We start from the raw sequence: 14148 nt of genomic DNA, 5'->3' as shown, positions 1-14148 counted from the left end.
ATGTAATTAACAGCCATCTGTCACTAAAGTAACTATAGGCGCTGTAACAACTGTTTTAATTGGTGCTGTTGTTGTAACTGCAGCTGTTGCTTGAGTGTATTCAATGCGACAATCATCAGCTTGCACATAACTATTTGGGAAAATAATCACTTTATTGTCAGTTGTAATTTCAACAAGATTAAAATCGGCAGTGTTATCAGCCGCAAATTTTACATCTAAAAATGCTTCAAACGCTGCCTGTGTCGCTGCAGGGTAACCGTATACAGTTGCTACATCTCCAGTATCTACTGCAACAGTTGCTGTCGCTTCTTTTTGCTCACTGGCAATAATCGACTTACCGTTAACTATATTCATGCCACTGCGAATTGATCCCTGTAGTCCTTCTAGCGTAGATGCGTTCGCATCACCTTGCAGGTTTAAAAAGCGCGGTGCTGCTACTACGGCTAAAATTCCTAAAATAACAATAACAATAATTAACTCAACAAGCGTAAAACCTGCTTGCTTATTCAAAGGTTGATTTTTTAATGATTGTGTTTTCATAAGTAAGCCTCTTTTTTAATAATTACTTAATTTTTAAATATATGTACTTTGCCTGTTTTAGGTAAGTACGAAAAACCCACTGTTGCTGATGCTATTGCACCATTTATAGGTATGTTTTGAGAACTAAGAGTGTGCGTTGAATAATAGATACATTGCGTATTAGCTGCGTTATATCTAACTAAAAAACTAACCTCTTTTAAACTTAACTCCTCAGTATTTAGTGTGCTGCTGGGTGCATTTTGTAAAATTACATTTAACACCTGGCGACATTTAATTGCATTAATAGCATGTGCCCGAGTATCCCATTTTTCTGTTTCATCACTTGTTGGTGTCCCCATCAATCCATCGACACCAACAATTACTCCTCCATAATTAACAAACGTTTTATTTAATAACCCCTTGGGTCGCCCATTCAATTCCCATTGCCCGCGCACCAAACCTACCGCTGACATAAAGCTTGTAGCTACTGCATCAACATTTGCACTATGTGCCTGATTTTTAATATCTATATACCTAGGTATAGCAAAACTTAAAATTACAGCCAGTAACACAACAACAATTATCAACTCAAATAAACTAAAGCCTTTTGAGCGAGTAATTATTGTCTTCACTTTAATTACCTTTAATCGCTGACATCATATTCCACATCGGCATAAAAATACCTAAAGCTAAAATAAGCACCATAATTGCCACAAACACCGTTAATATAGGCTCTATTTTGGCGGTTAAGCTGCGTAAGTCATAATCAACTTCACGCTCATAATAATCTGCGGCTTCTTGGAGTAACTCATCAACTCGACCTGTTTCTTCGCCCACAGCAACCATTTGCAGTACAAGTTGAGAAAATAACTCACTGGCTCTTGAAACCCTGAGTAAACTGTCGCCTTTTTCTATATCTTGGCGCATAGTAATAATGGCTTTTTCCATATAACTATTATCTACAGCGTGCGCAGTGAGCGATAATCCGGTGGTCATAGGCACACCAGAGCGCAGCACCATTGCCAAACATTGGCTATAACGTGCTAATAAAGTACGCTGTAGAATATCGCCAACAAAGGGAATTTTTAGCTTATATTTATCCCACTTATAACGCCCTGTTACGGTATTTAAATAACGCTTAAAGCCAATTATTGCGCCCACCAGCATTAAAATTAATAACCACCAGTAATTCACAAAAAAGTTGCTTGTTGCTATTAATATTTGCGTCATTAAAGGCAGATCAGCATTAAATTTAGCGAACATGCTGGCAAAGGTCGGAATAACAAAAATATTTAAAATGATCATGGCTCCCACCAACGCACAAATTACAAACGTGGGATAACGCATTGCCGCTTTTATACGCTTGCGGGTTTCTTGTTCTTTTTCAAAATAAATAGCAAGTTGATAAAACGCATCTTCTAAACGCCCTGCACCTTCGCCAACCATCACCATAGAAATAGTTAAACGACTAAATACTTTATTGTGCATCGACATTGCGCTTGATAGGTCACGGCCTTGCTCTAGCTGCTTAGTTACTTCCATTAACACCTGTTTAAAGGCTTTATTTTGGGTGGTATCCGCCAAACCAACCATGGCTCTAATAATAGGAATACCCGCTTTTAACAATGAATACATTTGCCGAGAAAACATAATCATGTCTTCTAGGCCTATTTTTTCATTAAATAAATTGTCAAAAACTTTAATGTTATTTTTAGTTTCAACCAGCGCAATTGAAATAGGAATAAATTGACGCTTCATTAAGTTATCAGCAACGCCTGCCTGGCTACTCGCTTCAAGCTGACCTTTAACTAACACTCCTTTGGCATCTTTTGCTTTATAGCTATATAGCTGCATCATCACCTCCGACTATTTCGGGGATGTATTCTGCAACCTTAAATACTTCATCTAAAGAAGTGATACCTTGTTTTGCATAATTAAGTGCCATAGCTGAGAGCGGAATAAAATTAGCGCTATTTTTAGCCGCTTTAGCAAAACCTTGCGTGTCATTAATACGCAAGGCATCCATCATTGCATCATCCATTTCCAGTAGTTCAAAAATGCCTACTCGCCCCTTATAACCACTATGATTACACGCAGTACAGCCTTGTCCTTTATAAAACTGTGTATCTGTTGTATTTTCGCCAAGGTACTTTAACCAACTGCTTTCTTGATGATCTGGTTGATACGGCGATTTACAATCGCTGCATACACGCCTAACCAGGCGCTGAGCAATAATGGCACGCAACGAGCTTGCGACTAAATAGGCAGGAGCTCCCATATCTATAAGGCGCATTGCACTAGTAATGGCATCGTTAGTATGTAATGTAGATAACACTAAGTGACCGGTTAATGCAGCTCTTAAGCCTATATCAACGGTTTCTTGGTCACGCATTTCGCCGACCATAATAATGTCGGGATCTTGTCGTAATGCGGTACGTAAAATACTCGCAAAACTTAAGCCTATTTTATTATTTATCTGTACTTGGTTTATACGCCCAATTCGGTATTCAACCGGATCCTCTACGGTAATAATTTTACTTTCTTGTTGATTAAGCTCGCTTAACGCTCCATACAAAGTGGTGGTTTTACCCGAGCCAGTTGGCCCTGTTACCAATACCATGCCATGGGGGCGTTTAATAATACTGCGCACCCGTTTTAAAATATGTGCCGGCATACCAGTTTCATCTAACGATAATAATCCGGCTGATTGATCGAGCAAGCGCATCACTACAGATTCGCCATGTTGAATCGGCATGGTCGAGAGTCGTACATCTATACTGTGGCTACGCACTTTAATATTAAAGCGGCCGTCTTGTGGCAGGCGCTTTTCTGAAATATCTAACCCCGACATTAACTTTAAACGCAGTACTAAAGCTGAGGCTATTTTCACCTGATTTAAGGTATGCTCTTGCAGTACGCCATCAACCCGCTGGCGAATACGTAATAAGCCTTCATCGGGCTCAATATGAATATCTGAGGCACGTACTTGCACCGCATCTTCAAAAATAGATTGCAGCAACTTAACCACGGTAGCATCGGATGTTTCGTCACCGAGTGAATTAAGATCGAATTCTTCTACATCTTGGTATTCTTCGTGTAATTGCTCTGCAAAACTAGTGATCTCTTCTGTACGACGGTATACGTTGTCAAATGCCGCCATTATTTGGCTTTCTTGCACAACCGCTAATTCTATTCGCTTTGGGGCGAGTATAGGAGCAAGTTGATCTAACCCTCTTAGGTCAGCAGGATCGCTCATCCCAACTAAAACTGAGTCGCCGTTGTCTTCAATAACTAACGCTCGGTAGCGCCGTGCGTACACTTCTGATAAAAGCTTAGATACATCCGGTGATATTCTACGCTGCGAAATATCTAAAAAAGGAACTTTAAGCTGCTGCGCTAAAAAGCGTAGTAATTGTGGTTCACTAATAAATTCAAGTGTGATTAGGGTAGAGCCCAGTTTACGACCCGTAGCCGCTTGAACATTTAAGGCTTCACTTAACTGTGCTTCGGTGATCATATGCTCATGAACAAGTAAATCCCCTAAACGCATTTTTAAACTAGGTCTCATACGGCCTCCTTCAGCGCTACTAAACGCTGTAATGCATGCTGGGTCATGGCTGTATTTAACCCCCCTAAATCAAGTGCTACTTTATATAAATGCTTAGCATCGGGGTACTCGCCTAATGCATCTTTAGAGGTTGCTAACGCTAGCCACCACTTAGCTTGACTGGGCTGTAATTTAGTTAACTGCTTAAAGCTATTAAGGGCTTTATTATGCTGGTTGGCACTTTGTGCAGCCGTACCTTGTAGCACCCAAAATTCAAAGTTTGCTTGTGTTTCAAAATCATCACTGAGTAGTTTTAATACATCGTCGTACTGCTGCTGCATGATTAGAATTTTGCTAAGCATAATACGCCATTGCAATACATCAGGATTTTGACTTATACCCGCTTGTAAAACCTGTTGCGCTGAGCTTATATCTTGCTGCTTAAAATAAGTTGCCGCGAGTAAGTTTCTCGCTTCTATATGCTGCTTTGATTGCGCTAAAATATTATTCAGGTCGCTTATTGCTTCACTATACAAACCAAACTGTATTGCTTGCTTAGCCGCAAGCAATTGCTCAGCAATTAATACTTGCTGAGATTTAGTTTTAGATGAGCTTTTAATCATTACGTTAGCTGGCTTAGCTTTAGATACTTTAAGGTTTGGCTCAAGGCTTGGCTCAATATTTGGCAAACTACTCACAACAGCCGCCACAGCAGGTAAATTTTTATTAGCTGCAGTTACGTCCTTACTTTCACCCAACGCTTGTGGCTGAGAGTTATTAACAGCGGCGGCATCATTTATTAATTTATTTACTAATAACTGCTCAGCCTCATCAATATTTTGCGGGGCTGCTTTGCCAACAACATTCGCTACTTTAACGCCAGGTTGGGTATTTAAAACAGTCGCAATTTCTGGCTGCACATTACTATTTTTTGCTATTTCGTCAGTCACAATAATCGTGTTAGCTACACTTTTTTTAGCCGTTGCCCCTGCTTTTACTTCTTCTGGTGGTAATGCCGAGGTTAGCGTAACCGATAATTCATCCTGTGCTGGCTTATTGCTCGCCGCTGCCGGTAAAAGTAAATAAGCAGCAATAACTATGCTTATTACAGTGGCAATCACCAGCGCTTTAAATACTAAATTTTGTAGGTCGTACACTGGGGTAACATTTACACCAACCGCGTGCTGCTGGGTAACTTGCTTGGCCTCGCGCTGTTCAATATTTTTTAGCATATTATTAATAACGCTCATAGCCACTGCCTCCATACCCAAATTGCAGCAATAGCGATAACACTTATCGTAATAGCACTATAGCTCCAGTAATAACCCACTCTGTATTTAGCACAATCTTCGGTATCTTTTATTGCCAGCTGAATATGGCGCGTAGTTATTGCATTTAAGCCCTCTCCATAAGCTTGCAATAACGCTTTGTGGCATAAAATATTAACCAAACGTGGAATGCCTCTACTCGCACGTGCAATTTTTAACCCCATTCGATTATTAAATAAAGGGGGCTGATTAAAACCCGCCACTTGTAGCCGGTGGTTTATATAATAAATAACCTCTGCTGCTGTCATTGGTCTTAACGCATACGAAAAGCTAATTCGTTGGCGTAATTGCCTTACCTTATTATTGGCTAGTTTTTCATCAAGCTCGGGTTGTCCAAAAAGCACCACCTGAATCAATTTTTCACTTTCGGTTTCTAAATTGGTAAATAGTCGTAACGCTTCTAAGGTCTCCCAGCTCAAACATTGCGCTTCGTCTATTAGTAAAACCACCCGCTTGTTGTCGCTTTGTAAGCTCAATAAGTGATGGTTTATAAGCTGGCTTAGCGCTTGCTGATCTAACGCTTTGTCTACGTCCATTCCCAGCTCTATAGCCAGCGCCCAGCGTAACTCTTCTGGGCTTAAATATGAGTTAGGTAAATAAGCAACTGTGTAGTCATGCTCAATATGATTAAGTAACTTCCTACACAGTAAGGTTTTACCTGTACCAACCTCACCGGTCACTTTAATAAACCCCTCACCCATTGCTATTGCAGTTGTAAGCACTTGCATTGCCTCATGATGCGGCGCAAGCGCACAAAAGAACTCGGTGTTAGGGGTTAAGGTGAAAGGCATTTCACTTAGGTTAAAAAAGCTTAAATACATAATTAGTTCTTATACCAAGTGTCTAAAAGCTGACGGCTTTCGGCTTGCTGCTTTTTCCAAGTGTCGGGCATAACCACTGTTGGGCGGATCAAAATAATAAGTTCTTTTTTCTCTTGGCGTTTACGTATGTTTTTAAATAAATTACCAAATATGGGAATATCGCCAAGAATAGGTGTTTTGGTTTCTTCGTCCTGCGTTGAGGTTTGCATTAAGCCACCAATAACCACTATTTCACCGCTTTGAGCGCGAATAACAGTGTCTGACTCTCTAATATTGCTTTGCGCAAGCGGCAACTCAAAGCGTTGGTCATCTAAGGTAATTACCTTTAGCTGCTCTTGGGTTTCGGTTACCGACGGATGGACATGCAAAATAACCGAGCCATACTTATCTATTTGTGGCGTAACATCTAAAGCAATCCCCGAAAAAAACGGCGTTAAGTCAATTTCAGGCGAAGTGGTGGTTGAGGTTCCGGTTACTGTGGTGCTCGACACATTAGTAACAAAATACTCGTCCTGACCTACTTTTATCACTGCTTTTTGATTATTAGTGGCTGTAACCCTAGGATTTGACAACATTTGTACGTCGCCTTGGGTTTCCAATAAATTAATCACGCCGTTAAAATCGCCGCGTTCAATGGTTAACGACGATACCCCGCCAAGCGATGCTGAAAGGTTATTACCAAAATTACCTGCCGTAGTAGCAAAGGATATACTGCTGCCTAAACCGCTTGATATACGCTCCCAGTTAACCCCTTGCTGGTACTCATCTTTTAGCGTTATTTCTATAATTTTTGCCTCAAGAATTACTTGGCGTTGCAGGTTTTCTTGGCTTTGGCGTAAAAATTCTTTTAGCTGGCTAATTTCACTTGGCAAAGCATTTACGGTAACTAAACTGGCTTGAGGACTGGTGATAACATAGCGGCCATCGTTAGCACCAATGAGCGACTTAAGCGCTACTTCTAGCTCTTGCCAAAAATCGTTTTTATTAATTGTTTGAATACGTGAACCGTTTAAATCTAAATTTTGACTGCCACCACCAAACTCATTATTTTGTTGTCCACTGTTACTTGAACCACCACTGGAGCTACCGCTATTTTGTGCTAATTGGCTCACACCACCGGCCACGACACTCACGGTTGACTGCCCATGGCGCTGCATCATTAAATAGTTAACAGGAATAGTTTCGGTGCGCATGATCGCGGGCAGCACTTGCACAATGCGCCCTTCGTTTACAATATCTAACGGGTACATGCGTTTAATAACCGCAATCACCTCATCAAATGTAACCCCTTTTAAATTAAGGCTAATAGTGCCACTTACTTGAGGATGAACTGCTACGCTAAAAGGCGTACCGTCGGTTAGCCCTGCAAAAAATGCTCCCATCTCAACGTCATTAGCGGCCACATCAAAACGCTTTATAGCCAAGTCATCACTCAGACTTTGCTCGTTATTAATTGATGATAATAAGCTTTGTGCTAATTCATTGGGCATCTCTAGTGGCGCAATAGTTTTAGCTTGAGCTGAATCGGCCGCAAACTCTTGTCCAATATGCGATTTAAGCTCTTTACCCGGCTTAAAGCTATGGCAAGCAGTTAAAAACGTCGGTAATAATAAAAGCACCAACCATGGGCTAGATAAATTATTTTTTAATTTTATAGTCATATAATTCTAATTTTATTTGCTTATCATCATTAGCTAACACAACATGTTTTGAGTTGATACTTAGCACTCGAAACCCCTCTATAGCATCGCCTGCTTTATATAGATGCCCTGAAATAATCGCTTTATATGCCGTACTATTTTTAATAATAGATTGCAGCTTAAACTCCGTTTTTTGTGCAACCACTACGCCATTACTGATAAACATTGCGGGCTTAGTTGGATCCAGTAGCTGCGCTGCAGCACTAGGTGTGACAAGGCACACCATTAAAATATAAAAACTATAACGCAATAAATTTTTCATTCGCGCTCACCGTAGCAATTTGCAAAGTTAACTCAGCTTGCGGATACGTCTGTACCTGATAGCTAAACTCTTGAATTAATAATTTGTTTTGATTACTTTTTAACGCAGCTAAATATTGCATTAAATTAAAGTAACTACCGTGTAAGGTAAGCACCATTTGATGTTCAAAAAATAGCGTTTGTGTATCATTTTCCCCTAGTTTTTCTACATCAATTGCTTTAGCTGGCTTTACTTTAAAACTCACAACTTGCACTTCGGTGCTGTTAATTAATAAGTCTTTTAATACCGCGGGCACTTTTTTAGCAGCAATAAACCCTTGGCTAAAGGTATTAAGCTGTTTATTAATGAGCTGCTGCCGTTGTTTTGCTTGCGCTATTTGCTGTTGTAAAACTTGGGTATAGTTATGGCTAAGCGCCTGCTCTAACATAGAAAGTTGGTCGTTTGCTTGCTGTAACTCTTGCAATATTGAATGCTGCTGCGACTCAATTCGACTAACTGCATCTTGCTGTGGAAAAATAAAAAATAACAAACCTAAGTAAATAATGATTAACAAACCAACAAACTGCGTTAAGTACTTCTCACGTTTTTGCAATGCCGCAAACTGCGCTTGATACTTAACCCAAGTAGGCCAACTTGTTTTTTTGCTCTCTTTATTTTGGCTCATGGCTTAACTCCCTTACCGCTCAGGTCGGTGGCAACGTTAAACTCGCTAACCCCATCTTCAGTAGCTAGCTCCAGCACTGAGAACTCTTTATCAGCAAAAAAAGTGGATTGCTTTAAATTACTAAACCAAATGGGTAAATACTTAGACTGTAAGGTTTGCCCATGCAAAGTAACTTTTTGGCCTATAAACTGAATTTCGGTAAGCCAAATATTCGATTCATGATATTGCGCTAAATCTCGCATTACTTCGGCATAATCGGTTTTAGATTGTGCTGATGTTTGCGCTAAGTAGCTAAACACTTGTTGTTTATGCTGTATTTCTTGCTGTAGTGTTTTTAATTCACTTATTAATAATGTTTTATTTTGTTTATCGGCAAGTTGCTGTTTTACCACTTCTAGCTGAGTTTTAGCTTGCTTAAGCTGCACTTTACTTTGCTGTAAAAGTATATGGTTTGCATGTTCTTTGTAGGCATAAAGTGACCACACAATAGCAATAATAATTAACGCGCCACCCCACAGTATTAGCATATTTTGCAGTAATACTGGATCACGCCTTACACGTAAGGACTTTTGATAAAAGTTAATCCGGGTTTTCATATCACAGACTCCGGCTCAGTTAATTGATAAGCCGCACCCAATGCGTAGTAATATTGCGTTTCTAATTGCTGTGCTAGGTCTAGGGTTGGTTTAAAATCAATCACTTTAACTTGTAAAAACTCAGCCAACTCTGCTCTAAGTGTTAGTGACGTCAAATCGTCACACTGTAGCTGAATACTGCGAATAGGTGGCTGCTTCAACTGGCTCTCAAAAAAGTCCATAGAACGCTGAATTTCAAGTCCAAATGCCTCTACCAACTCTTGGCTTTGATCTTTATCTGACATACCCAGTAAGCCATTTAAACGCCGAGTAAGTAATAGCTGCCCATCGCGAATAATTAAAATACGTGGCTCAAAGCTGGCATGCTGCACAATGAGCATGTGGGCGTCTTTACTCGTGCCGAGTAGAGTTACAAGAGTCATTTCCTCTGATGTCATAGTGCGTAAAAGAGGCTTTACCTGCTTAAAACTATCTATAAACGGCAATAACTGCAGCTTACTGGTAATAAACACGTTCATTTTTTTACTTTGCATCGGCAATGTAATTGGATAATCAATAAAATCAGCAACAATATTTTCAGGATCAATATCGACTAGATCTTTCGTTGTCCACGGTAGCGATTGAATGATCTCTTCATCACTTAGTGCGGGTTTTTCTATTTGTACAATTTGATAAAGAGAATGAGGAATAACTAAGTTCACTGCGCACACATCACTACTAACCTGTTGCGTACATAGCGTAATTGCAGCAGTATAGTCATGTTTTTCAGTGATCTCTACACTGTGATATTTGTGTATTTTCCAGTGTCCATACTGTTTTTTTAAACAGACTGCATTAACGGTATTAGCATATGTTGCTACACCTACAACTGTATTTTTATCTAAACTACGCTTGAACAAGGAAAACAGTGAAAACAGTTTTCTTTTCATATAGCTACTATTATTATTAGTCGATGTACTAACTGTCGTACATTTTCATTACTTTGCCAAGTGATTATTACAAATAATGTTAAATAAACTTAAAATAAATGAAAACAATCAAATACAACAAATAGATAGTGATTTATTAAAGCGCAAAAATATATTTTTAGGCGTTAAGCGCGATGATCTACTCCACCCCCTCATAAGTGGAAATAAATGGCGAAAGCTTAAATACAATTTAGCCCAGATGCAGGCGCTTAAAAAAACTGAATTACTCACTTTTGGTGGTGCTTTTTCTAATCATATTCATGCGTGTGCGGCGGCTGGCAAGTTTTTTAATATAAAAACGCACGGGATTATTCGCGGCCCAGAACTAGACCCTAACAATCCTACACTTTTGTTCGCACAGCAATGTGGTATGCAGCTACACCCAATCACACGTATAGAGTACAAACAACGTAACCAAAGCGATTATTTAGCGCAGTTACAATCGCGTTTCCCTAATGCCTATATTTTACCTGAAGGTGGGACAAATAAACTGGCGCTTGAGGGTTGTAAAGAGCTTGCCCTGAGCTTACCTAAGCACGACTACTTAGTTTGCCCCACAGGAAGCGGTGGCACCTTAGCGGGACTTATTGAAGGCAGTTCAGTTAATACAACGGTACTGGGAATTGCGGTACTAAAACAAGCAGACTATTTACGCGATGAAATTAAAGCGCTTAGCCCTAAAGCCGCTTCACAAACTAATTGGCAATTATTATGTGATTTTCATGGTGGTGGTTATGGTAAGTTTTCTGCCGAACTTTGGCAGTTTTGCCAATACATGAAAACTGAGCACCAACTGCCATTAGAGCCTATTTATACTGGTAAAATGATGCATGCTTTGTGGCAATTAATTGCGCAGGACTACTTTGCGCCAGGCAGTAAAATTATTGCGGTTCATACGGGTGGGTTACAAGGATTAGATGGTTTAAAATACAGAGGACTTATTTAAAATTAATGAAATACGGTTTGTGTAAAATCAGGCAACAACTGCGTAAAATAAAACCCCTGCGCGGCATCTACCCCTAAAATAGTAAGCATTTGTAGCTCTTGTTTGGTTTCTACGTCACTAGCAAATACCGCTATACTTAATAACTGGCACGCATTTACAATGTTTTTTACACAACTTTGTTGATGCGCGCTTGCCTCTATTGAGTGCACTAAATCGTAGGCTAATTTAACTCCTAAAACTTGTGGATAATTAACCAGTTGAATAATATGGTCGCTACTTTTAATACCATCAATAATAATCTGATAATTTAGCTTAGTTATTATTTTTAATACGCCTTGTAAACGTATTTGATATTTAAAAAAGTCTGCTGCATTTATTTCAAATTGTAGTTTATGCTCTATTTTAAAATCGCTTACTTGCGTTATTAGCCATTGCCAAAACGCTTTGTTAAACCAATTTTTAGGATGTAAGCTAATGCTAATAATTGCGGCTGAAGTATCTGCTAGTAATAGCTTTTTAACTTTGATGATAATTGCTTGATCAAATAAAAATGCGTCTTGATCATTATCTAGCTGATTAATGCCAGCATTAGCTAGCAGTAACTCATTAGCGCCACCGCGTACTCTAATCAACACTTCATGTTGCAAAATACGCCCACTATCGAGCTCAAATAAAGGCTGAAAATAAATTACAAACTTATTTTTTTTAATGCTTTTTATTATTTGGTTATTCGAAAATATATTTACTCGGCTATGGCTTATTCCCAAGCGATGACAATGCTGTAATGGGCTTTGCTGCGATAAAGTTAACGCAGATTTTGCTTGTTGATAAACCAGTGTTTGATTAGCACTTGCTCTGTAATTACACAGGCCTATTTTTACATTTTTTGCCGTTAAGTGTTTTTGATGCTTTTTACATATTGTTAGTGCACAAAAATTTAAGCACTCAATGTACAGCTCTAACTTAATGATTGGAATATGCTTTATGGTTACCGCTAAGTTACCCGCACTTAATAATTTAACTGAAATATAGTTTAACGCAGGTAAGTTTTTTGCAAGTAGAATTTTAAAACTAGCTTCTAGATCAGTACTGGGATCAAAATGACAATGACACTCGATCAGGGCAAATATATTATAAGCTGCTGCCGTACTACTCTCACTTAAAAGGCGGTCATTACCTAAAGTATTAGTAGGCGCTGTTTCTGCCTCTACTTTATGCTTTACATTAAACCTTGATTTCAATGACGCTACTCGGGTTGCTAAATGAGCAACCCAGCGAGTTGCCGCTAATATAATTAAATTTAGCAACACAACAAGATGAGCCTTAAAGCGGTTAATAAACTTAAGCTTACCCTTTTGCATAACGCACTCGCTAGTTAAATTACTAGCTAAAGTGTTGTCTAAGATCCCAAGAAGCACAAGGTAATAGTAAAAGTTTAGTATTGCATTTATAGCTAAGAAATAATGTTTATAAACTTCTCTAAATAACTTAAAACGTTATACCTCATTTAGCTCTTGTACTATAAACGTTTTGTGCGGACCCGCAGCCGGAGCGCTAGTAATAGAGTGTAAAAATGCCTCAAGAGCTTTTTTTTCTTTGCTCGTTAACGATAAAGGCTGCAGTATTTTAGATGTTTGTGGTGACAAAGGATCGTTAGGATCTTTATTAAAAACAAAGCCACCAGCATTATAAATATTTAAAACACCCGCAATAGAAGGAAACACACCATTATGCATCCACGGCTTACTATTCATCACATTTCTTAAGCTGGGAGTTTTAAATTTGCCTATATCGTCAGGGTTTTTGGTCACATTATAACGACCAAGATCTTCACGCTTTCGTTTATAGTAAGTTAACCCCAAATTATGAAATTTATTGTCTGAAAAAAGCGCTCCAGAATGGCAATTAATACACCGTGCTTTAGTTCTAAATAAGTGCAGCCCCCACAACGCTTGATCACTGAGTTTTTGTTGTAGCTGTTGCTTTAATTTTTTATCTTGAGTTTCACCAGCCTTTACAAAGTAATCAAAGGCCGAATTGCGCGACACTATAGTGCGTTGGTAGGTAGCAAGAGCTTGGGCAATGCGTGTAGCGGTTATTTCGCTTTGCCCAAATACCTGGTTAAACTTTTTTTGATAAGCTTGATCTTGATTGATCCGCGCTTCTAGCTCTGCAATAGTAAAGTTCATTTCAACGGGATCTTCAACGGGCATTAACGACTGCTGCTCTAAAGTTTGCGCGCGTCCATCCCAAAATAAAGACTGCCAAAATGCTGCATTTTCTATACTTGGTGCGTTACGCTTGCCATTTAACCTATCGTGTCCAAAAGAAAGTTTGCGGCCATCAGCCCAACCTAAATCTCGATCGTGACAACTCGCACAAGCCACTTGCCCAGAGCGAGATAGTTTAGGGTCGTTAAACAACTGCTCGCCTAAACGCATTTTTGCGGCACTAAATTGATTGTTTTTAGGAAATGTTACCTCTGGTAAAAGTGTAATTTCAGCATGGGTAATATCTGCATCTAAATTGGGCTTAGGCCACTGTTCTTGCGGCTTTAAATATTGCTCACGTAACTGAGTAAAATCGATTGAATCTGCATTGGCTAAGTTAAACCAAGTAGCAACAAAAAATAAGATATTAATAAATAATAAGCGCATAAGTTTTTATCGTGTTTTAAGTAAATGTGTGTCAAGTTACGGGGCTAAACCACAGCTATAACAGTAAATAACCAGAGCTCTGGATAAAAAGTCTATCTCTAGTAGCTACTTTCACCGTTAATTGCACCTGACTAGAGAAA

14 protein-coding genes are annotated in these 14148 nt (G+C 39.2%); 1 reads left to right on the top strand and 13 read right to left on the bottom strand.

Features of this window, described 5'->3' with window-relative positions; genetic code table 11:
- Window positions 1-6: 6 nt before the first annotated feature.
- From H5079_RS08185 to H5079_RS08135, 11 genes are read right to left on the bottom strand one after another with little or no spacing between them, the layout of a single operon-like run.
- A complete protein-coding gene (locus tag H5079_RS08185) occupies window positions 7-540 on the bottom strand; it encodes a prepilin-type N-terminal cleavage/methylation domain-containing protein (protein ID WP_182683879.1) in 534 nt (177 codons plus the stop codon).
- A gap of 26 nt (window positions 541-566) precedes the next feature.
- Entirely contained in the window at window positions 567-1151 is a 585-nt protein-coding gene (locus tag H5079_RS08180; protein ID WP_011329335.1) for a Tfp pilus assembly protein FimT/FimU, read from the bottom strand.
- 1 nt (window position 1152) lies between these two features.
- Window positions 1153-2373 carry a type II secretion system F family protein gene (locus H5079_RS08175; RefSeq protein ID WP_011329336.1) on the bottom strand — a complete coding sequence of 407 codons (1221 nt, stop codon included), beginning with the start codon at window positions 2371-2373 and terminating at the stop codon, window positions 1153-1155.
- A complete protein-coding gene (locus H5079_RS08170) occupies window positions 2360-4087 on the bottom strand; it encodes a GspE/PulE family protein (protein ID WP_011329337.1) in 1728 nt (575 codons plus the stop codon). The genes H5079_RS08175 and H5079_RS08170 overlap by 14 nt, the downstream gene beginning before the upstream one ends.
- Window positions 4084-5316 (bottom strand): tetratricopeptide repeat protein, encoded by a 1233-nt coding sequence (locus H5079_RS08165; protein ID WP_182683878.1) that lies wholly within the window; start codon window positions 5314-5316, stop codon window positions 4084-4086. Before H5079_RS08165 ends, H5079_RS08170 begins: the two co-directional genes overlap by 4 nt.
- Entirely contained in the window at window positions 5313-6215 is a 903-nt protein-coding gene (locus H5079_RS08160) for an ExeA family protein (protein ID WP_011329339.1), read from the bottom strand. The genes H5079_RS08165 and H5079_RS08160 overlap by 4 nt, the downstream gene beginning before the upstream one ends.
- 2 nt (window positions 6216-6217) lie before the next feature.
- Complete coding sequence (gene mshL / locus H5079_RS08155; protein WP_011329340.1) at window positions 6218-7876, bottom strand: pilus (MSHA type) biogenesis protein MshL; 1659 nt, start codon at window positions 7874-7876, stop codon at window positions 6218-6220.
- Complete coding sequence (locus tag H5079_RS08150) at window positions 7854-8177, bottom strand: agglutinin biogenesis protein MshK (protein ID WP_041454587.1); 324 nt, start codon at window positions 8175-8177, stop codon at window positions 7854-7856. Before H5079_RS08150 ends, mshL begins: the two co-directional genes overlap by 23 nt.
- Window positions 8155-8841: an agglutinin biogenesis protein MshJ gene (locus H5079_RS08145; protein WP_182683877.1), complete on the bottom strand. Its 687-nt coding sequence runs from the start codon at window positions 8839-8841 to the stop codon at window positions 8155-8157. The genes H5079_RS08150 and H5079_RS08145 overlap by 23 nt, the downstream gene beginning before the upstream one ends.
- Complete coding sequence (locus H5079_RS08140) at window positions 8838-9437, bottom strand: PilN domain-containing protein (RefSeq protein WP_011329343.1); 600 nt, start codon at window positions 9435-9437, stop codon at window positions 8838-8840. Before H5079_RS08140 ends, H5079_RS08145 begins: the two co-directional genes overlap by 4 nt.
- Window positions 9434-10366, bottom strand: a complete 933-nt coding sequence (locus tag H5079_RS08135) for a hypothetical protein (protein ID WP_011329344.1) — start codon at window positions 10364-10366, stop codon at window positions 9434-9436. The genes H5079_RS08140 and H5079_RS08135 overlap by 4 nt, the downstream gene beginning before the upstream one ends.
- 76 nt (window positions 10367-10442) lie before the next feature.
- Between H5079_RS08135 and H5079_RS08130 the strand changes: the two genes are divergently transcribed.
- Entirely contained in the window at window positions 10443-11351 is a 909-nt protein-coding gene (locus H5079_RS08130) for a 1-aminocyclopropane-1-carboxylate deaminase/D-cysteine desulfhydrase (protein ID WP_182683876.1), read from the top strand.
- 2 nt (window positions 11352-11353) lie between these two features.
- Here the strand turns inward: H5079_RS08130 and H5079_RS08125 are convergent, their stop codons facing one another.
- Window positions 11354-12661 carry an EAL domain-containing protein gene (locus tag H5079_RS08125; protein WP_182683875.1) on the bottom strand — a complete coding sequence of 436 codons (1308 nt, stop codon included), beginning with the start codon at window positions 12659-12661 and terminating at the stop codon, window positions 11354-11356.
- A 186-nt stretch (window positions 12662-12847) separates the two neighbouring features.
- Window positions 12848-14008, bottom strand: coding sequence for a cytochrome-c peroxidase (locus tag H5079_RS08120; RefSeq protein ID WP_182683874.1), 1161 nt, complete (start codon window positions 14006-14008; stop codon window positions 12848-12850).
- Window positions 14009-14148 lie beyond the last annotated feature (140 nt).

The sequence above is a fragment of the Pseudoalteromonas sp. SG44-5 genome, assembly GCF_014164175.1.
In the GTDB taxonomy this organism is placed as follows: domain Bacteria; phylum Pseudomonadota; class Gammaproteobacteria; order Enterobacterales; family Alteromonadaceae; genus Pseudoalteromonas; species Pseudoalteromonas nigrifaciens.
Note: the sequence above shows the minus strand (reverse complement) of the source record. Positions and strands in the feature narration are given on the sequence as shown.